Source organism: Synergistaceae bacterium (genome assembly GCA_021372895.1).
Lineage (GTDB): Bacteria > Synergistota > Synergistia > Synergistales > Synergistaceae > JAJFTP01.
In genome coordinates this window covers 1-19,875 of sequence record JAJFTP010000053.1, presented here as the reverse complement: position 1 = coordinate 19,875, position 19,875 = coordinate 1, and the positions used below count along the sequence as shown (strand labels likewise).

18 protein-coding genes are annotated in these 19,875 nt (G+C 49.1%); 4 read left to right on the top strand and 14 right to left on the bottom strand.

Going from position 1 to position 19,875, the window contains the following annotated elements; translation table 11 throughout:
• The 9 genes from LLF78_04705 to LLF78_04665 form a co-directional block, all read right to left on the bottom strand.
• Positions 1–201 (bottom strand): thioredoxin (locus tag LLF78_04705; GenBank protein ID MCE5201793.1); only part of this gene is annotated, 201 nt, incomplete at its 3' end.
• Between the two features lie 62 nt (positions 202–263).
• Positions 264–1,241, bottom strand: a complete 978-nt coding sequence (locus LLF78_04700) for a hypothetical protein (protein ID MCE5201792.1) — start codon at positions 1,239–1,241, stop codon at positions 264–266.
• Between the two features lie 9 nt (positions 1,242–1,250).
• On the bottom strand, positions 1,251–2,810 hold the full coding sequence (locus LLF78_04695) for a BCCT family transporter (protein ID MCE5201791.1): 1,560 nt from the start codon (positions 2,808–2,810) through the stop codon (positions 1,251–1,253).
• A gap of 105 nt (positions 2,811–2,915) precedes the next feature.
• Positions 2,916–4,226, bottom strand: coding sequence for a glycine/betaine/sarcosine/D-proline family reductase selenoprotein B (locus LLF78_04690; protein ID MCE5201790.1), 1,311 nt, complete (start codon positions 4,224–4,226; stop codon positions 2,916–2,918).
• A gap of 21 nt (positions 4,227–4,247) precedes the next feature.
• Complete coding sequence (locus tag LLF78_04685; GenBank protein MCE5201789.1) at positions 4,248–5,555, bottom strand: glycine/sarcosine/betaine reductase component B subunit; 1,308 nt, start codon at positions 5,553–5,555, stop codon at positions 4,248–4,250.
• Between the two features lie 345 nt (positions 5,556–5,900).
• Positions 5,901–6,521, bottom strand: a complete 621-nt coding sequence (locus LLF78_04680) for a hypothetical protein (GenBank protein MCE5201788.1) — start codon at positions 6,519–6,521, stop codon at positions 5,901–5,903.
• A gap of 29 nt (positions 6,522–6,550) precedes the next feature.
• Entirely contained in the window at positions 6,551–7,051 is a 501-nt protein-coding gene (locus LLF78_04675; protein ID MCE5201787.1) for a hypothetical protein, read from the bottom strand.
• Positions 7,032–7,472: an acyl-CoA thioesterase gene (locus tag LLF78_04670; protein MCE5201786.1), complete on the bottom strand. Its 441-nt coding sequence runs from the start codon at positions 7,470–7,472 to the stop codon at positions 7,032–7,034. Before LLF78_04670 ends, LLF78_04675 begins: the two co-directional genes overlap by 20 nt.
• 106 nt (positions 7,473–7,578) lie before the next feature.
• Positions 7,579–8,400, bottom strand: a complete 822-nt coding sequence (locus LLF78_04665; GenBank protein MCE5201785.1) for a nitroreductase family protein — start codon at positions 8,398–8,400, stop codon at positions 7,579–7,581.
• A gap of 262 nt (positions 8,401–8,662) precedes the next feature.
• Here LLF78_04665 and LLF78_04660 point away from each other — a divergent pair, with 262 nt between their 5' ends.
• Entirely contained in the window at positions 8,663–10,198 is a 1,536-nt protein-coding gene (locus tag LLF78_04660; protein MCE5201784.1) for a serpin family protein, read from the top strand.
• A 95-nt stretch (positions 10,199–10,293) separates the two neighbouring features.
• On the opposite strand, the gene rmuC is transcribed toward LLF78_04660, so the two are convergent.
• Complete coding sequence (gene rmuC / locus LLF78_04655; GenBank protein ID MCE5201783.1) at positions 10,294–11,643, bottom strand: DNA recombination protein RmuC; 1,350 nt, start codon at positions 11,641–11,643, stop codon at positions 10,294–10,296.
• 266 nt (positions 11,644–11,909) lie between these two features.
• Between rmuC and tsaA the strand changes: the two genes are divergently transcribed.
• Together tsaA and pgm are read left to right on the top strand one after the other, a co-directional pair.
• Positions 11,910–12,317: a tRNA (N6-threonylcarbamoyladenosine(37)-N6)-methyltransferase TrmO gene (gene tsaA / locus LLF78_04650; GenBank protein ID MCE5201782.1), complete on the top strand. Its 408-nt coding sequence runs from the start codon at positions 11,910–11,912 to the stop codon at positions 12,315–12,317.
• A 123-nt stretch (positions 12,318–12,440) separates the two neighbouring features.
• The gene (pgm, locus tag LLF78_04645; GenBank protein MCE5201781.1) at positions 12,441–14,051 is read left to right on the top strand and encodes a phosphoglucomutase (alpha-D-glucose-1,6-bisphosphate-dependent); all 1,611 of its coding nucleotides are present in this window, start codon (positions 12,441–12,443) and stop codon (positions 14,049–14,051) included.
• A gap of 80 nt (positions 14,052–14,131) precedes the next feature.
• On the opposite strand, the gene LLF78_04640 is transcribed toward pgm, so the two are convergent.
• Positions 14,132–14,866: a hypothetical protein gene (locus tag LLF78_04640; GenBank protein ID MCE5201780.1), complete on the bottom strand. Its 735-nt coding sequence runs from the start codon at positions 14,864–14,866 to the stop codon at positions 14,132–14,134.
• The gene (locus LLF78_04635; GenBank protein MCE5201779.1) at positions 14,863–15,141 is read right to left on the bottom strand and encodes a coenzyme F420-0:L-glutamate ligase; all 279 of its coding nucleotides are present in this window, start codon (positions 15,139–15,141) and stop codon (positions 14,863–14,865) included. Before LLF78_04635 ends, LLF78_04640 begins: the two co-directional genes overlap by 4 nt.
• Positions 15,142–15,660: 519 nt before the next feature.
• Between LLF78_04635 and LLF78_04630 the strand changes: the two genes are divergently transcribed.
• Positions 15,661–17,100 (top strand): sodium:solute symporter family protein, encoded by a 1,440-nt coding sequence (locus tag LLF78_04630; protein MCE5201778.1) that lies wholly within the window; start codon positions 15,661–15,663, stop codon positions 17,098–17,100.
• A gap of 116 nt (positions 17,101–17,216) precedes the next feature.
• Here LLF78_04630 and LLF78_04625 read toward each other — a convergent pair whose 3' ends face one another.
• Together LLF78_04625 and LLF78_04620 are read right to left on the bottom strand one after the other, a co-directional pair.
• Positions 17,217–18,347 carry an aminotransferase gene (locus LLF78_04625; protein ID MCE5201777.1) on the bottom strand — a complete coding sequence of 377 codons (1,131 nt, stop codon included), beginning with the start codon at positions 18,345–18,347 and terminating at the stop codon, positions 17,217–17,219.
• Between the two features lie 171 nt (positions 18,348–18,518).
• A partial coding sequence (locus LLF78_04620; protein MCE5201776.1) for a phosphoenolpyruvate carboxykinase (ATP) occupies positions 18,519–19,875 on the bottom strand: 1,357 nt, incomplete at its 5' end.

Below are 19,875 nucleotides of genomic sequence, written 5' to 3'. Positions count from 1 at the left end.
GCCCATTGCGACCCTTTTGTTTGCAGAGCAGTCGACTGACGTGAATTTGACCTTGCCCTCGAATTCCTTTTCCATTTCGTGATAGTGCGGCATGAGTCCCATGCAGGGGACACACTGGGGGCCCCAGAAATCTACCACTACAGGCATAGCCCTCTCTTCACGTACTTCTGCATCACAGTTTTCTTTCGTAAGTTCGATCAATGCGATCCGCCTCCCGAAATTCAGTGTTTCAGAAAAAACTGAATATATGTTCCAAAGATTCTTTAGATATCAGGCCTCGCAATATGGACTGTTCTATCACAAAACCAGTCATATACCGTGTCTTCCGGCTTGTTCTGTTCCCTTAGCCGCTCAATACTGGTACCTATGATAAATAGAGGATTAGCGGGTTCAATAAGAGCCTTTCCATGTGCCGAAAGCCTCTTTGAAATCGATCCCAGAGTCCTTTCGGCGTCGGCAACCAGCACCATCATGGTCCAGTTTTCCTGCTCATGGCTGTCAATATCGGCATAACCTGGAATATAAACCCTCCTCTGGCCAAGCAGGAAAATATGCATTTTTCCCAGAGTTTCATAGAAATCATCGATATTATCCTCGGTTATCCGGTAAAAGAACAGCCTGTCTGCGTCCTTAAGACGAAATTTGTCACTTGGATACGGAGCCTGTTTTCTGTACAGCTCAAAATCATATCTGCTTCTCAGAACAACATTGAACCTGACCGTATCCGATGACATCCTGTTTACAGCCGCCCATTTAATGAGCTCTTTCTCTCCCGGAGGCATCAGACTTCTGCTCCCTACGCCCCAGTTTGGAAAAGCGGATAAGAATGACTGTATTTGCGGATGTCTCTGCCATGTGTACTCTATTTGTCCGTCCTTAACGGAATAAAGCTCTTTTGCACTCAGTCCGGGAACAACCGGGAACTCTTCGTTCACAGAATATTCCTTTATGCCGAACTGTCCTAAAAAAGCCTTTTCCATCAGCAGATACAGCCTGTTATTCCACAGCGACAAATCAGGGTCAAATGGAGGTATTTTTTCAGCAGATATATAATACTCTTCAGCCATCTCGAGACGCTTTGCCGTACCTTCTTCTGTCAGCACATAGCCATGGCCCGCACGCACGATATATCCGCGATCCAAAAGATAAGATACAGTCTCCGGACTTTCCCCTGCAAGGACGAATGTTTCTTCGTCCCAGCAGGGTGCATCAGGCTCAAACAAAAGTAATGTGCGCTCCATGTCGTTCAATCAGAGTGTCCCGTTACTTTCATCCATATTGAGCGCTTTCCATAAAGAGGCGCAGGAACAGAGCATTATCAGGCTGAAAGGTGCGGCTGCCGCCAGGGAGATCGTCTGAAGGTTCTGAAGTCCGCCTGAGATGAGCAGAACTATTGCCAAAGCCGCCATCAATATGCCCCAGATCCCCATCTTGCTTTTAGGAGGATTCAATTCTCCATAAGTCGAGAACATTGAAAGAACGAATGTTCCAGAGTTGGCGGATGTGACAAAAAATGTGGTTATAAGTACCAGCATAACGGTGGACATTATAGAACCTAACGGATAGTACTTGTACATTTCAAAGATCCCTACAGATACGTCCTTTAGTACCTCTACAGAAACATGAATGTTACGCACAAGTTCAAGATGCAGAGCAGATGTCCCGAAAATCGCGAACCACGTGAAGCTGCCCAGGGCAGGGACGATGAGCACACCGCTTACGAACTCGCGTATCGTACGTCCGCGTGAGATCCTGGCGATGAAAGAACCTACGAAAGGAGCCCATGAGATCCACCACGCCCAGTAGTAAAGAGTCCAGCCGCTCAGGAATTTTTCATAAGATCCGCCATAGGGAGCAAGTGAGAAACTCTCTTTCACGAGACCGCTCAAATAATCGCCGATGCCGGTCATCAGAGAGTTGATTATAGGAATCGTCGGTCCCACTAAGAAAAGCAACAGCATGAGTCCCAGACAGATATAGAGATTGAAGTCCGCGACTATTTTGATCCCCTTGTCTATTCCGAGGATAGCCGAACCTGTGTAAAGCACGGCAAGGACTCCGATTACAATAATCTGTACCAACGTACTTTTGGGAATGCCGAACAGCGCATTAAGACCGCTGTTGAGCTGAAGTGCCCCAAGTCCGAGAGATGTCGTTATACCTGCAAGTGTGGCAAATATAGCAAGGATATCGACCGTCTTCCCGAATTTGCCGCGTACCATTTTTTCGCCAACAAGCGGTATGAATATCGAACTAATAAGTCCCGGAGTGTTGTGGCGGAATTGATAATAGGCCAAAGGCATGGCAATTACGGCATAACCGGCCCATGGATGCAGCCCCCAGTGAAAGAAGGAGATCTGCATCGCATCACGTGCCGCCTGTATCGATCCTGCATCGGCTCCGAAAGGAGTAGATCCAAAGTGGAAGAGAGGTTCAGCCGCTCCGTAGAAAACAAGGCCTACCCCCATTCCTGCAGAGAAGAGCATTGCGAACCAGGATATATTGTTGTATTCAGGACGGGAGTCTTTCGGACCCAAACGAACGGAACCAAAACGGCTAATTCCAATCATTATTGAAAATATTACAAAAATGTTCATGGTGAACATGTAGCCCCAGCCATAGTATTTTGTCAGTCCTCCGTTAAGGGTTTGAGCAAAACTCCCGAAGGACGCAGGAGAGAACAACCCCCATAGGACTATAGCCAATGTTATGGCTATAGGTATAACATATACAGGGTTCAACTCTTTACCTGATGTACCGCTCCCTGTTGTTTCTATCTGTGGCGAATTTTTATCAAATTTATCCGTCATTTGTTATTACTCCCCTCGCAGCAATAGTATTGTTTTAGTACCTGCATAAAGAAGGTAAGAGATGGGAAATATTTAAATTCCCAATCCTTACCCTCATTACATATCTTAATACTTGGTAGGGAATACTTTCGGCTCTTCTATTTCTGTGGCCAGGGCATCAAGTGCCACGCCAACCCTGTGATAGCGGAGATTCCACTCTGCTTCAGGTGAAAGCTGCGGGTCGCCGAGGGGATATGGGACAGAGACTGTTTGTACCATTCTGTTTGAACCGACCGTCTTTGCTACGTCGATAAGGTTGCACATCACTACAACAGGGAGGCCTGCACGCTCGATTTCTTTTGCCATCGTTGCACCGCAACGTGTGCATGTTCCTCAGGTGGCGGTGAGGATCACGGCGTCAACATTTGCCTGTATCAGATCAGCCGCTATCTCACGTCCGAACTTTGCGGCATAGTTCTGTGTCGTACCTGTCCCGACCGTTGTATAGAAATAATCATGCAGCTTAGCAAACTTGCCCTCTTTTTCATACACGCGCATCGCATCGACAGGAATGCCTCTGTCAGGAACTTTGCACATTGCCTCAGGGTCAAACCCTGCATGGATCGTCTTATATTCACTTGCCGGGAGGTTGTTTTTACCGGCTATATTGTACTTGCCCCACTTCTGGGCGGATGCACTCTGGATCCTGTCTGGGTTATCAATGGGGACGACACCGCTTGAAGAGACAAGGGCTATGGTGCACTTGCTGAGGTCTTTTACCGCATGTGCGGGAGGGATTTTGTCCATTTTCGGTATGACAAGTTCTGTCTCGAAAGGCTCTCCTGCGATCTTCTTAAGTAGCATATCAATTACACGGTCGGCGGCCATGAGGCCGTTGGGAGCTGGGATCTCACTGCGAATGCCGCGCGGGAAGTAGCCCTCTTCCTTTGCGGTAAGAAGCGTCTCGCCTGTCGCTATCTTTTCGGCATACTTAGCCATCAGATCAAGGTCGTCCTTCATGAAAGTTGCCTTTCTTCCGCCCTTAAATATGAAGCATGAACGTCTGTATTCCTCGACTCCTGGATTCTCTTCGTTCATTGATGTGATGGCCGGCACGTTGTAACGCTCCGCAACAGCTTTACAGACAAGTCCGCAGCCTACTCCGTAGCGCCCCGCCATAAATGCTGGCCCGGCGAAGAAGATATCGAATTCTTTTGTATCAAGCCATGTGAATATCTCAGACAAAGCTTCATCCGTATGGTTTGTCACATAGTTGTCTCCGACCACAAATGTATTAGTCAGATCAATGTGTGGCATCATGCTGTTGAGCATGTTTGAGCAGCCTACAAGACCATCGTGAAAAATGGGCTTGCAATCGGCGGAATCCTCACCGCCAACCTGACCAAAGAACTGATTTATGTAATGAATGGCTTTCATCTTATACGCCTCCTAAAATATTTAGAAATCAGCGCAGGTTCTCTTTGAATAACCGCTGATGTGGTTGGCACAGAACATACCGTTATTTTCCATAACGCACGAGCCATCCGGATTGATGCACCCTTCCCAGCCGCCTGAGTTACCGTCGCGTGCCAGAGCTTCCAGCTCGCCAATCACTTCCATCGCAGGAAGCTCATAGAACTGGGAGACGTTTCCTGTGGTCACAAGTGCGTCTGTAGCAGGATTCATTGAAACAAGGGGCTGCGAGCCGCCGTCTCTTCCTGTAGATTCGTCGGAAATGCCGACAGTCTTAATTCCCAGCCTTTCAAGTTCTACAAGCATTGCCGTGTAGTCCACATCAGGGTTGCCGTAGCCTTCTTCCGCAACAACAGCCGCTTTTGCACCCAGGTTGACTGCAATCTGTCCTGCCATCTGTACGCAGCGGACCTTCTCCTCCATCTTCGGATTAAGTGTCGAAAGAATAACTCCAAGGAAGTTGATAGTCTTGCCGTGCTCGGCGAACAGGCGCTTTATCATAGGATTGGCAGTGAATTCGTATGTGGATATTTTGGAAGAGCTGGGCATAAAGCTGCCGGAAATGAGGCATCCGTCTAGGATCTCATTCGGGTGCATGTATGTAGGAAGCATTCTGTTTCCGTCCCATCCGTACACAAGCGTATTATATCCCAGGGCTTCCATCTGCGTCTGGGGCTGAAGTATATAGACTACACCGGGAAGAGCCTTCGTCTTCTCGTCACGGTCTGGCATCGGAGGAAGATCATAGACTTCAAGCGTCTCAGGCTCCAACTCACGGACACACTCGGCGATGTACTCAGCTAGGCGCATTGAAGCCCATCTGATCGCGTGGTTTTTCTTCTGCTGTTCCCTTTGCTCGAAGATCTCATCGGTATCGGCAACTAGGACGAGGTTCACCATGTCACCCCAGATGGTGTAGTGCTGAAAAGGTCCGTACATGTCGATAAGACCATCCTGGAACCCGCCCCAGTGCTTCCCTACGGAAAGAAGAGAGACATCGCTGAGGACGTGTGTCCTTCCCATACCCGCCTGTCCAAGCGGGGAAGTAACCCCGGGATACGCTCCCTGACCGCCGCTTACCTTGCATCTGAACTCCACAGACTCTTTCACGGGGCAAAGCCTGACCTTGTCTCCGGGACGAACTATTACAAGATCCGCATCTGTAATATGACTATCTTCACAGACAACACGAAGGGCGTCTTCTTTGTCCACCTTCAGGATGCCGTCGCAAAAAGCGGTCTTATCTCCGAAGACTATGTCCTTTACCTTGAAGCTGCCTATTTCAAGTCTCATGCAATCTCCTCCTTGAATATGATTTTGTATCTATGAGATTTTGCGATAAAAGAGATATATATAAAACACCTCTCATAATCCCGCATTAAATTTAACCTCATAAGAACCTCCATATTCAATAAGGAAAGGCGTGAACCAACATGTCACATTTAATACTCCGCGCGGATATAGGGTTTAAAGGGACATTGAGAGGGCAGCAAGAGTGGGTGGATGGGGGCTGGTCTGTCCTGTTGTGCGGCAACAGCAAAAAACTCAGACAGCCATTTATAAAATTCCGGCTGGGACAAAGAAAATGGATGATATCGATCCTAAACATATATATGGGAAAATTTCAGTTTGAAGCTGTTATATAACTCCCGACACAGCGCTTAATCGCGTCTTGTTTTTACTGTGCATCATGATCCCGAGGGCCACGTTAAGCAGACAAACGTTATCCACCCATAGGAAGGAAGCCCCCGCCAGAAGTTTTTGCGGCATGCTGAGAGGAGCAAAGCAGAGACTGCCGTTTACTATGCCCCACTGAAGTTCTTCGAATGCATAGAACTTTTCCTCCGGGCGGCCGAGGAGAGGTTTGTCTGTTATCGTGATGCCTCCGTCGGTAACCGCAAAATCTCCAAAACTGTATTTTCTGCCCTCTTTAAGTCCGCTGAGCATTTCCGACAGAAGCCTTCTGCCCACAGCCTTCCAATATCTGTCTGTAATGTGCTCATAGAAATCCTTTTGCTTAGTCTTGATTGTGAACTCACGATCCTTCGTGCCGAACGTAGCGACACATACGCGTCTCGGCAAGATGCCGCCACGTTTCTGGTCTATTCCCCAGCGGATCCTTGTTATCTTTTTGAGAGGGATCATCTCTCCGCACCACACAAAACAATCCGGGGTTATCTCAAGTGTCCTCCTGAACGGCCATATGCCGAATATGCACTTAAAATCTATTTCATGCTGCCATGAATGCTTTCTCTCCATAAAATTGCACTCCTCTGGATTTAACCCCGCTATTGGCTCTTTGTGCTGACCCTTATATATCCGGTCCCTGATACTATGACATAAAGCTTTTTACCCTTCGACGGCGGCATCGGTTTTACACTCATGGTAAGCGCAGGTGTCAGTGTCTGCCACTCTCCGTCGTAGTAAAACTGGTTGACCTGTGATTCCGGCCATATATACGCTTTTGCGCTCCTGTATGTTTCGCTTGTGTTTGCAAGTCTGCCTCCAAGCCAGATGATGGTCAGGTCCGCATTTACAGCAGAGCCCCCGTGTCCGAGCACATAAAGTCTGAAACCGCACTCCTCTGTCTGAGCCATCGCCATTCTGTCCGAGAGCCATAAAACCAGATCATCGGCCTCTCTCTGAATAACCGAATCTTCGTTTATACCGCCGCCCATCGTAGCAACTGTGATCCCGCCGGACAGCGTTATTATTATAAGCAGGACAATGATTAACTCAACAAGAGAGAAGGCGTTTCTGTTTGGATAACTACCTGGCTTCGGCTGCATCTTCCGAGTTCTGAGATATTATCCAAAGATAGAATGGATGTTCCTTTCTGTATAGGTGTCCCTCGCGGTTTGTGCAGCCATGCTTCGTCCAGCCTTCCGCAATAAGTTTGTAATCGGTCGCACGCAGCACCCTGTACTCGAACGTGACGCTGTGTATCTTGATCTCTGAGACTCGGCACCATAGCTGTATCTGGTCGTCGTAGCGGGCCGGATGTTTATAACGACAGCGACACTCTACAACCGGAAGCGTAAGGTCGTCTTCCTCCCATTTTGTATACGGTATCCCCCACGCGCGGCACAGTTCAGTACGAGCCACCTCAAACCAGTCGAGATAGTTGGCGTTGTAAACGACGCCCATCTGGTCAGTCTCACTGTAGCGGACCCTTATCGTAGCGACAAGCTTATATTCGTTCTGCGGCATGTTTGACACCCCCTGGAACAGACGTGCTATTCATAAATAGTTTAAAATGTGGCATGTACATTATAAATCAATAACCGGAAAAGTTGGAACATGCATGCAGACACATCTAAAGCCAGGTTATATTGAGATTTTTGCGCGGAGGGAACTGTCTCACCGGCTTAAGCTGCGGATATCCGAGCATCTGAGCCCCGCATAGATGCTCGTCCTCATTGATCCCAAGGAAATTGCGCAGATCGCTGAAATTTCTTACAGCCATCGTCAGAAATCCTCCCCAGCACGCACCTACTCCCATACTGTGAGCTGCCAGTTCAAGGTATGTAAGCGCGATCGCTCCATCCTCCGGCCACCCGTAATCCTTAGGGACAACGGCAAAAGCAGCCTGAGGCGCGCCGCGCAGCAGACCATCCTTTCCTTCCTTTGCTTTTTCAATCATAAGCGATGCTATAAGTGAGAGCCGGGACGTTGTTTTTTTATTCATCTCATCATGCAGCCAGCGAAGTATCAGGTTGACTATTTCCTTTGTCTTCTCCGGATCATCTGAGACTATCCAGCGAACCATCTGACTGTTGCTTGCAGTAGGCGCCATCCTCACGGCCTCGAATATCTCCGCAAGGACCTCCTTCGGGACCGGTCCCTCCTTGAAACAGCGGATGCTGCGGCGCGTCTTGAGCAGGTTCAGCCCTTCTTTCTTTGAGGGCATTGCGAGACCCGACACCTCTGCAAGTTCTTCATTTTTCTGGAATGAAAGGCTGTCAGCGCAGCTGGGGCAGAACAGCACGCAGTGGCCGCACTTTATGCAGTTCCGTATCTCCTTTGCATCCATTTCCGGCAAGCCTGCCTCACCAAACCGGATTATATCTGCAGGACAAATTTTCACGCATATACCACACTTAGTACACTTTGCTGGATCAACTATCAATGCCGGCATTTTAACTCCCCCTTAAATTATTACCTCAATATACACAAAGCCTCTCTAAAAAAACAAATCTGCCCATAAACATGCATGCGTCTATTCTGCTCTGGGTAAAACATAAAAAACTACAGAACGCTGAAACAGACCAGATAATTCTACCACCTCATCCGGCACAGGCAAAATGCCTGAAATAAAATCAGCATGAATACCAGCCGTGATCTATGTTTTTTCACCTATAATCTTCAGCTGTAGATTAAGAACTGAGGAGACTTTACAAATGAAAAAACTGCTGGTCCTGATCACAATTCTATCTGTGTTGGTGACAGCCATGTGCGCGTCAGCTGACACGTCGAAGCTGATTCCGCCATACCACTGGACTTACCATTCACTTGAAACCCTTCATATCAAAGGACTGCTGGACGAAGAGGTCGTACCCGGCAAGAGCGCATTTAATGCGGAACAGGTGGTTTCAATGGTTGTTATGGCACTTGATACAATAGAGCGTGACCCTCTAAAAATGGGACAGGATGAGCTTCTGAGTATGCGCCAGCTAATAAACGGCTATAAGTCCGAGTTTATCTTTCTGGGCTATGATTTCAACAAAATAAGAACAGATCTCGAGGACTGCGCGATCCGCGCCGGACTTACCGCGGTAGAAACCGGCGCACTCAGTGCGAGACCGGCCGCGCTCAGCAAGAAAGCGGCGGGATCTGTCAATGGATTTGCCTTAGGACTCTACAAAAATCTTTCGGAAAAAGAAACCGGCAACCTCTTTTTCTCGCCTTACAGCATATCTGCAGCACTTGCGGCTTCATACGCCGGAGCCCGCGGCAGTACCGCCGCAGAGATGGAAAATGTCCTCTACCTGGACCCTGACATCCATAGAAGCATGTCAGCGCTCATCAGCGAGCTGAACTCCGTATCAGACGATATCGCCGAGATGGACACGGCGAATGCGATATGGCCGGCAAAACAGGAAAAACTTCTCGCGGACTATGTTGATACGGTCAAAAACTACTACGGAGCGGCCCTTATCCCGCTGAACTATCGGGCAAGTCCTGAAAAAGCACGCAAAACAATAAATAAATGGGTGGAAAAGCAAACGCACGAAAAGATAAAGGATCTCATAGGCGTAGGCGTACTTAAGAAGGATACGCAGATGGTGCTGACTAACGCGGTTTACTTCAGGTCAGACTGGCTTGAGAAATTTGAGGCCGGCGATTCGCGCGTAATGCCGTTCTGGGTCGCAAATGACAGATCCATACCAACATTAATGATGAATAAAACATCTGACAGGATAAATTATGCAAAAATCAGTGGAACAGAGATTGCGGAACTACCCTATAAGGACGGAAGATTCTCAATGTTGGTCATCCTTCCGGATAAAGCAACTGGCCTCAAATCAGCAGAAAGCAATCTTAGCTTGAAAGAACTCGACTCATGGATCAAATCCATGTCTCTGAAAAAAGTAAGCATCACGATCCCCAAGTTCAAGATGGAACAGTCCTTCGAATTATCTGAAGCTCTTGGACAGATGGGGATGCCATCAGCATTCAGTCCGGATAAGGCAGATTTCTCGGGCATGAACGGCAAGTACAACATGTACATCGGCAGTGTCATCCACAAAGCGTTTATCGAGGTAGGAGAAGAAGGAACTGAAGCAGCTGCTGCAACAGCCGTAATAATGATGAAGACGTCGCTCCAGCCGCACGGGGAAACGATAATATTCCGCGCAGACAGGCCGTTTATTTTTATGATAAGGGACAACCGATCCGGTGCGATACTTTTTATCGGGCGTTATGCAAAACCATAGAGGACAAAACAGTCTGCCAGACCATCATTCTGGACTGGCAAGACTTACGTCTCTTGGTTATCTGGAGACAAGAACAAAAAACGCACAAAAAACCGCTATTCTTCCTTCATCTCACCATCGTCAAGCTCGTTTTGCACAAATCCCTCTTCGCCTGTCACGGGAAGACCCTGAACATCGCGGAGCGCACGAGTGATGGCGCGAGAACGTGCCCCGGCCCTTTCAAGTTCTTTCCCCGCCTGATCTATCTTCTGCTTAGTTTTTTCGAGCACGCCGCCGAACCTGTCGAACTCCGTCTTTACCTTGCCAAGAAGGATCCATACCTCGCTTGAACGTTTCTCTATCGCAAGAGTTCTGAACCCCATCTGAAGGCTGTTGAGCAAAGCGGTCACAGTTGTGGGACCTGCAGGTACGACCCTGTAATCATGTGCAAGCATATCGCTGAGACCATCTATGCGCAGCACCTCGGCGTAAAGACCCTCGACGGGCAGATAGAGGATACCGAAGTCCGTAGTGTAAGGGGGTTCAAGATATTTGTCTCTTATCGTCTTCGCCTCTTCAATCACGCGCTGTTTCAGTGATTTTTGGATTTCAATGACAGAAACCGCATCTCCTGCCTCTGACGCAGTGACAAGACGCTGGTAGTCCTCAAGAGGGAACTTGGAGTCTATGGGAAGCCACACAGGTGCGCTTCCGTCGCCGGCGCCGGGAAGGGATATGGCAAATTCCACCCTCTCGCTGCAATTGGGCCTGGTTGCGACGTTTTCCGCATACTGGTCCGGCGTAAGTATCTGTTCCAGCAGCGCATGAAGCTGCATCTCCCCCCACATCCCGCGCACCTTGACGTTGGACAGCACTTTTTTAAGGTCACCCACATCGGACGTCAACGCCCTCATCTCTCCAAGCCCCTTATGGACCTGTTCGAGCCGTTCGGAGACATTTGTGAACGCTTCTCCGAGACGTTTTTCAAGCGTGGAATGGAGCTGTTCATCGACAGTCGCGCGCATTTTCTCAAGTTTTTCCTCATTGCTTTTATACAACTCCTGAAGCTTAGTCTCGACCGTCGCGCGGATCGCCTCCAGCTTTTCTTCATTAAGGCGGCTTATGTTCGTAAGCTGCTGAGAAAGAGAGCTCAGGCTCTCCCTCTGGAGGTCGCCGATCTCTTTTATCCTCTGTGCCTGAGTGTCTCCGAGAGACAAAATGCCCCTGGCCTGCTCCTCGCGTCCTGCGCGCGCATCCTCGCGCTGTTCCTTTCTCATAGACACAAGCTCTTCCTGTATTCCGCGTTCCGTGTCTTCAAGCCTGCCCTCAATTTTCTGCAGCCTCACCATCAGTTCACGGGCTATCTGCTCCATCGCACCGCTGTTGTCTTTAAGTTTGGAGACTGTTGCGATGACGTATGCAGCGATAAACAACACGGCAACCGCAAGTATAATTACCAAATACATATCCGGCGCACCCCCTGATCTTTTCAGCCACTATTATATTGCCTTAGTGGGAAAATGTCCCTGTATGCGATAGTGTCAAATCAAGTCAGCAATTTCATTGAGACTCCTGTTAGTGCTGGAACAAACAGTATATCCCCCTTCCTACGAACAAATCAAAAGCAAGCAGCCGGCACACTTTCACGGTTACGGAGCCTGCGCCATCTGTGCTATCATACGGATGGAGGATCGTAGGCGGGACATCTTCGAAACCAGGAGGCAAGAACGGCATGGAAATCACAATGAAACCTATCGGCTTTATTCGGTCTTCATTCAAAACAAAAGATGGCATCGCAAGACAAAGCAAATACGCGGAGGACGAGACAGGTGTCATTGAGATGTTGGAAGAATATAAAGAGGGTATTATGGATATCCGTCCGAACACATACGGTATCGTCCTGTTTTATTTTCACAAATCCGAAGGCTTCGACCTGCGTCCGATCACGCACAAAAGCGAACTCCCTATCGGCGTGTTTTCGACGCGTTCACCCAACCGGCCAAATGGCATCGGCATGTCGATCGTGAAATTTACGAAGAACGACGGGAAAAACCTGACTTTTAGGGGCGTGGATATGTTGGACGGCACACCCGTACTTGATATCAAACCATATGATGCGGATCTGGATCCGGCGGAATAGGGATGTTTTTTCTTTAAGCGATCCCTACTTTCTCCATGGCGAAAAATATTTGAAACTTCACCTATTAATGTCGTACACCTTATACAGGAAACAGGATAAAATAAATTTAAAGGGGCGGTCATAATGCCGGAAAGAATAAAGATAAACATACCCAGGCTAATCTCTTCGTATTATACAGAACATCCTGACCCTGCGGAAAAGGCAGACGCCGTTTCATTCGGGACATCAGGACACAGGGGATCCTCTTTTGAACAAAGCTTCAATGAGGATCATGTCGCTGCTATATCACAGGCAATATCTGAGTACCGGGCCGAAAACGGCATTACCGGGCCGCTTTTTATAGGCATGGACACACATGCCCTCTCGGAAGCGGCACTGCGCACAAGTATCGAGGTCTTCGCCGCCAACGGCATCGAGATACGCCTGCAGAGCGGATTTGACTACACGCCGACGCCTGTGATTTCGCATGCGATCCTATCTTGGAACAAAAACACCGGCGCCACGACTGCCGACGGAGTCGTGATCACACCGTCGCATAACCCGCCCGAGTATGGCGGCTTCAAGTACAACCCGCCGAGCGGAGGCCCGGCAAACACAAATATCACCGAGACAGTTCAGAAGCGCGCAAACGAACTGCTTGGCAAAAAATTGTGCGGTGTAAAACGTATGGATTTCAAGAAAGCGCTCTCGGCGCCTAACGTACGTTTTATAGACTATATTATGCCTTACATTGAAGGGCTTGCAGATGTCCTGGATCTGGACGCCATCAGCGCATCCGGCCTTAAAATCGGGGCTGACCCGCTTGGCGGCTCCGGCGTACACTTCTGGGAACCTCTCGTTGAACGATACCGGTTGGACCTTGAGGTTGTAAATAAGGACGTTGATCCGACATTCTCCTTTATGCCGCTCGACCATGACGGCAAGGTACGCATGGACTGCTCTTCCCCGTACGCGATGGCAAACCTGGTTGCGCTCAAAGACAGTTACGACGTGGCGTTCGGCAATGACCCCGACTATGACCGCCACGGCATAGTAACTCACAGCGGGCTCATGCAGCCAAACGCATACCTTGCCGTAGCGATAGAATATCTCTTTACACATCGCAACGGCTGGAATGAAAATGCCATGGTCGGCAAGACTCTCGTTTCAAGTTCGATGATAGACAAAGTTGCTGCTTCACTGGGCAGACATCTCTACGAAGTACCTGTGGGGTTCAAATGGTTCGTTGACGGCCTGCTCTCCGGAATGCTTGGCTTTGGCGGAGAAGAGAGCGCAGGGGCGACATACCTTAGAAAAAGCGGCGCTGTATGGACAACGGACAAGGACGGCTTCATAATGAGCCTGCTCGCCGCTGAAATCATGGCTGTAACCGGCAAAGACCCCGCCGAACATTACGCCGCGCTCACTGAAAAATTCGGGCATCCGTTCTACTCGCGCAAAGACGCCCCGGCGACACCTGAAGAAAAAAAACGCCTCAAAGCGCTATCTCCGTCAGACGTTCCGGCAGAAACCCTGGCGGGGGAAAAGATAACGGCGAAACTCACATCTGCCCCAGGCAACGGCGCACCGATCGGCGGGCTTAAGGTAATTGCTGAGAACGGATGGTTCGCCGCACGCCCATCCGGCACCGAGGATATATACAAAATCTATGCGGAAAGTTTTAAAAGCAAGGAGCATTTGCAGACTATAAACGAAGAGGCGGAAGAAATAGTCTCAAAAATCATAAAGTCATAGGCAGACCACCAACGGAAGGCGCTCCTGCATACATCGGCAGAAGCGCCTTCTCTTCGCATATCGCTATTTATGCGCAACGGTCATCTCCATATGGAACTTAGTTTGGCATATTCAGTATTTTCATCTATGTGCCGGAGGGAATGCAAAAAAGCCCTTCCATTATCCGATGTGATCTCTTCCGACAGGCATCTCACTCTTGTCCTCGGGACAGGATGTAAGAACTCCCCCTCCACAAGCATTGGGACCATATTTTCAGGCACTTCCGCCGGAACTGTATCCAGGGCCCAGCTGAAATAAACGGCATGGTTCGTATGGCCGTTGACATCGAGGTCCTGCCAGCGGACTTTCCATACTTCCTCCATCTGCGCCTTCCTGAGTTCGGGTACCCTGACATCCCGGGGAAGTTCTTCAGATATCTGTTCCATAAACGCTGTCATCAGCTCACACTTGTCAAGACGTATCGGACGCTGCTTGATAAAATCCAGCAGGACCCACCATGTATAGGCAGAGCCCAGAAATTCCCCTCTTAAATCCCAGAGCATGAACGAACGGAGTGAGAAGAGGTTATGGCAGGGTTCGGCATAGGTCTTTATCCTTATTGCCCCATCCTCTTCCACAGGGTATTTCTTCAGGTCTATGCGATATTTCCGGAGGACCCAGGTTATGTTGTGCTCAAGCGTCTGTCTGACCGACAGCCCGTATTTTGAGGCATCAATGTCCGCCATCTCCTGAAACATCTCAAGGAGGACATTGAATTTGAGCCGTCCTCTGGGGTCTATGCCGCTGAAAGGTATAGCGTTATCTATTTCAGTCATCGAGGTAACTGCCGTAATAGCACTGTATATGTTATAACCGGGGTCCCTTTGTCACACTGACCTGAAGTAAGGTCACATAAAGAACCAATGAGGTCTGTAAATCGCCATGGTCTCGTGCCAAACGTGGGATGGCCTAACCTGTCGCGGCAATTAAACGAGTCTCTTGCGGACTGAGATGCCTTTATAACACTGTCTGAAATGGTCCCTATTATATCGGCACCGCGCCTGGTAACCTGCAAGCGGATCCCGATTGAAACTGCTCCGACATAGCGCATATTGTCGTTCCTCCCGATAAGGGCAATAGATCAAAAACACTAACAGATTTTAACACTAACACTTGACACTGTGATAAAGTGGATGTATCATCGCCTGAATAAAAAATCAGGCACCTATCCCTAGACTCAAAGGAGGCTTATGGATATGCGGGGAACAATATCTGAAATACGTTCTTATTATTATGCTTATACTTACTCTCGCTGCCATCGTGCCTCGGGGCAATTGGTGTTTTCCGCGAAGTCAAGCTTAGCATAAGCAGTATCATGTTAGCAAGCAAGTACTTCAAAGACCGCCGGCTCGGGGAGCCGGCGGTCTTTTTTTATCTTACAGCCAAAGAATTGCTCCTGATGCAAAGCTTGGCTGGATATCTTTAAGTACTGCGCCACGATCAAGCCAATATAATGAGAAAGGGGATATACAAATGTTTGAAACAGATATGTGGGTATTTTTCTCAGGAGTGTCACTTCTTTGGAGCACCGGCTGGTCTATCGTCAAAATATTAAGGCAGGCAAAGTAAGATGTTCACGTTCGCCCCGCTCTGGATAGCCTACGCTGTCCTGCTCATATTGATCGCAAAATACTCGCGCAGCAGAGACGCCCTTCTGCCAGGCAAGGTCAGTATCGTTATACAGGCCCTGGCATATGTCGCAACATATATATCCGCTGTTGCTCTTGTCGGGTTCGGGGGGTTATGCTATCTTTTCGGTATGCAGATGCTTCTTATCGCGGCCGGGAATGTCTGGCTCGGGACTTGGTTCGTCTACCGTTACCTGGCCTGGCCGACAAGGATCTGGCAGAGAAAACTTGATTCGAGGACACCTGCGGAACTTCTCTCCAAGGCATACAAAACACCGCTTTTGCAGAAGTTCCTTGGCATTATATCGACAGTGCTCCTGGTGGTATACGGTTCTGCTGTGTTCAAGGGAGCAGCCGTTATGGTATCAGGGGTGGTGCCGATTTCACCTGAGGCAGCTCTGGCTGTATTGGTTTTAATAGTAGGGATGAGCGTCGTCTGGGGCGGGCTTCGCGGTGTGCTGTACACTGAAGCTGTACAGGGACTTATCATGGTACTCGGCGTTGGTATGCTTGTCATTGCACTGCTTAAGGCTGTCGGCGGCCCTGTTGCCGGAATACAGGCTTTGGCCGCCATGCCTCCGACAGAGGGAGCCAACAGGGGTTTCATGGCGCTGAGCGATGGGCCGACAGGACTCAACATAATATTCCTTACAATAGTAACTTCTGTAGGGATATGGGCTCAGCCGCAGCTTATACAGCGCCACTTCGCGCTAAAAAGCGCGGCTGAGACAAAAAAGACCGCTCCGATGGCAATGCTCGCGCTCTCTGTAGTGGTGGGCGGAGCCTACTTCGCAAGCGCACTCTCAAGGCTCCTGCTCGGTTCTGAAATAACGAACCCCGACACGGTAATGCCGACTCTCGTGCATATGCTTCTACCTGCCTTTGGCCAACAGCTTTTCGCTCTGGCTATCGTGTCGGCTTCGTTATCCACTGCATCGGCATTGCTCCACATTGCAAGCGGAAGCCTCGGACGGGACGTTTTTGGAAGGCAGCTTTCCGGCTGGTCCTGGCGTATCGTCGTCATACTCTGCACTGCATCCTGCGGATTATTCGCACTGAAGAGTTCCTCAATCATTGCGCTTATCTGCACTACAAGCTGGACACTCCTGGCCTGCGCGATAATAGTGCCATACCTTGCACTATTGATCCAGGGACCAAAGGCCGGTCCAAGCGCGGCATTCATGTCCTCCGTATGCGGTTTCGCCGGGACCATAGCCTGGTATCTGTTCGCTTATGCACCTACATCTTCCAAAATAGCCGGTTTTGCCGCTCCCGGCATTCTTGGGGCAATGCATCCGATACTGCCCGGCGTTTTGATATCGTTTATGACCTTTATGCTGTTTTCATTCAAAGCAGGTGGTACGAAGTTCCCAACTCATTAAAAATGAAGGGGGCAGACATAAAAAGTTCAAAGGCAGCCGGCAGAATTTCGCGGATTGCCTTTGAACTTGCAACCAGCCTGTACATAGACGCTTGAATCTATACTGTCCCCTCTTTATTATCCCTGTGTCAGTGTATCAAGGAACTCAGCCACAGCTGCAAGGCCTTTTTTAAGCACATCCATCTTCGGAGCATAACCAATGCGGAAGTGGTTTTCAAATTCAAAACAACTCCCCGGCACAACAAACGCACCGTTAAAATCATACATTTTGCTGCAGAAGTCCTCCGACTCCATCGGCACATCATATTTAATCAGCGCGGTCGTTCCCGATTTCGGTACTACAAAACTTACACCGTCGGTCTTATCCACCCAGTCGACCAGTACTTTCTTGTTATCCAGAACAATCTTCATGCTGCGCTCCAGAATTTTTTCCCTGTTTTTGAGCGCGATAAGGGCAAGCGCATCATCTATCATACCGCAGCTGATTATGTTGTAATCACGGTGTTTGAAACAATCCGAGATAAATTCCTCCGGACCCGTTATCCATCCGAGGCGCAGCCCGGCAAGAGAGTATACTTTTGACATGCTGGAGGTCCCCACGCCGCGCTCGTATATATCTGCTATCGACGGGATACTATAACTGCCGGCATGTTCAAGCCCCCTGTAAACCTCGTCGCACAATACCCACGCTCCGACACTATCCGCTATTTTTGCTATTTCCATCATCGTTTTTTCTCCGAAACATGCACCGGTTGGGTTGTTTGGCGTATTCATGATAATCGCTTTTGTATTTGATTTTACTAGGGTACGGAGTTTTTGGAGGTCAGGCATAAAACCATCCTCTGGTTCAAGGCGCAGACGGCGGACCTTCGCGCCAAAGGCCTCAGGCAGCGAATAGAGCTGCTGATAGGTCGGGTAGAGCGCTACAACTTCGTCACCAGGCTTTATAAGCGTAAAAAGGGCCAGGAAATTGGCACCGATCCCGCCATTGGTTATGATCACATTGTCAACTGTCTTTTTCGTGTGATATAAACCGGTAATTTCCTCTCTGAGGGCAATACTTCCCGGTATAGCGCCGTAAGTGAGCTTGGTGTCCAACAATTTTGCGAGAAAATCTTCACTTTCCCCGGCTATATCGAGAAGCTCCCCTATTTTAAAAGACTCGACACAGGTCTCTGCTATGTTATATCTAGCGCCATCCTCGTATTTGTTCATCCAATCCTCGACGCCGAACGTCTTTATGTCCATTGATATCCCTCCTGCGGATAAATTTTACGTAAAGGATAGCATAAAGAAGCATACGCGCGGATAAAAATCAGCGGCAGATTCCAAAAGTGTTTTTTCATCCTTTGGATAACCTGCCGCGAATATCCCGCTATTTTGTGGATCAGCGGGCAAATAAATGTAACCGCGATTATTTTACTTCTTCTTCAGGTAGTCGATGACAGACTTAAGTGCCTCCTGCGCATCGGGCGGCAGGGCATCCATTCCACCGTTATCAGTCTCGCAGGACTTGATGAACTTGAGCCTGTCATTCATGCGGTTTATAAAATGCTGCTTGTACGTCCAATTTGTAAAATCGACCTCGAATCCCGGTATCTTAAGTATGTCCATACCTGGAATACCTCCGAGCGGGACAAAATTACCCGTGCCTTCCACTATTGTCTCAAGTATCTTAAGCGTTGTGTTTTTTTGGACCTTCTTATCCATAAAAGAACCGGTGTTGAGGATATAGCAGTCAACTCCGTCCTCAAAGAGGGTACGGAACCGGATGTAATCCATAGCAAGCGGATATGTCCTGAATGGGTTTGCATAACTTTCGATCACAAGTGCATCCGGGTCGACACCTGGGGCGAGACGCTCCGCGGAAGTGCGGCGCGTTGCAAGAGTCGCACCCATAACAGCCGCAAGGGACGCCCCTGTAAGTTTAACGACCGGAGGCAGCGTCGGATCCTTCATCAGCCAGCATATTGCGTTGAGCGGCTCATCTATGCGGTCGATCCTGTTCGGCGACCAGAAACGTGACTTGACCGCACGCCCGTTGCCGTTTCGGATGTCTTCGCTGACAACGATCAATTTATCGTCTTTATCGCGAACCGCGCCGCAATTCTGAAGGGTAAGCAGAAATTTGTTATCCTCGCAGCCGATCGGATAGTCCTGCATTTTATCAAAATAAGCCGGTTCAAGGGCTATCGCATACTTCTCCTTGACGTTTATTATCACTGCATCATCATGGAGCACGGTAACATCATACTTGCCGTTATGTTTTGCGTGGGTTATTGTCGACTTGCCGGAGCCGGATAGGCCGAACACGGCAAGAACGAACTTTTTACTGCTGCCGTCTTTCAGTTCATAGCGTTTAAGTCCGCCATGGCATGAGGCATATCCGTTTCTTGCCGCAGCCCCCCATGCGAGGGTCAGAGTCCCTTTCTTGAACTCACCAAAATAGCGCATTCCGAGTATCGCGGCGCAATTCTGTTCCGGAGAAAAAAACGCAAGGCCGAGAGGGTAATCGGGATGCTCCCATTCCGGGTCCACAAAAACAAAAATATCTCCGTCATTCGGGAGCGGACGGGAGTTGGCATAGCGTGCGCGGTACTCATCGTTCATATACTGGAAATTTAACATCCAGCTGTAGATACTGTTCTCAAAACCTTCGGGCAGCATAATATGCGCTTTGACCATAAAATCTTCATCCAGGCCGATAACTGCCTCCGCAGAGTAGAACCTGCGAAAACGGGCGTTATATATAGCTTCACGAAGTATCGTTGCGTAT

Bases quoted from the DNA above. Each gene is read 5' to 3' on its own strand.
- tsaA (MCE5201782.1), top strand. From the start codon at position 11,910: ATGGAAATCACAATGAAACCTATCGGCTTTATTCGGTCTTCATTCAAA.
- LLF78_04660 (MCE5201784.1), top strand. From the start codon at position 8,663: ATGAAAAAACTGCTGGTCCTGATCACAATTCTATCTGTGTTGGTGACA.
- LLF78_04635 (MCE5201779.1), bottom strand. From the start codon at position 15,141: ATGCGCTATGTCGGAGCAGTTTCAATCGGGATCCGCTTGCAGGTTACC.
- LLF78_04695 (MCE5201791.1), bottom strand. From the start codon at position 2,810: ATGACGGATAAATTTGATAAAAATTCGCCACAGATAGAAACAACAGGG.
- LLF78_04685 (MCE5201789.1), bottom strand. From the start codon at position 5,555: ATGAGACTTGAAATAGGCAGCTTCAAGGTAAAGGACATAGTCTTCGGA.
- pgm (MCE5201781.1), top strand. From the start codon at position 12,441: ATGCCGGAAAGAATAAAGATAAACATACCCAGGCTAATCTCTTCGTAT.
- LLF78_04630 (MCE5201778.1), top strand. From the start codon at position 15,661: ATGTTCACGTTCGCCCCGCTCTGGATAGCCTACGCTGTCCTGCTCATA.
- LLF78_04680 (MCE5201788.1), bottom strand. From the start codon at position 6,521: ATGGAGAGAAAGCATTCATGGCAGCATGAAATAGATTTTAAGTGCATA.
- LLF78_04675 (MCE5201787.1), bottom strand. From the start codon at position 7,051: ATGCAGCCGAAGCCAGGTAGTTATCCAAACAGAAACGCCTTCTCTCTT.
- LLF78_04665 (MCE5201785.1), bottom strand. From the start codon at position 8,400: ATGCCGGCATTGATAGTTGATCCAGCAAAGTGTACTAAGTGTGGTATA.
- LLF78_04625 (MCE5201777.1), bottom strand. From the start codon at position 18,347: ATGGACATAAAGACGTTCGGCGTCGAGGATTGGATGAACAAATACGAG.
- LLF78_04670 (MCE5201786.1), bottom strand. From the start codon at position 7,472: ATGCCGCAGAACGAATATAAGCTTGTCGCTACGATAAGGGTCCGCTAC.
- LLF78_04700 (MCE5201792.1), bottom strand. From the start codon at position 1,241: ATGGAGCGCACATTACTTTTGTTTGAGCCTGATGCACCCTGCTGGGAC.
- rmuC (MCE5201783.1), bottom strand. From the start codon at position 11,643: ATGTATTTGGTAATTATACTTGCGGTTGCCGTGTTGTTTATCGCTGCA.
- LLF78_04640 (MCE5201780.1), bottom strand. From the start codon at position 14,866: ATGACTGAAATAGATAACGCTATACCTTTCAGCGGCATAGACCCCAGA.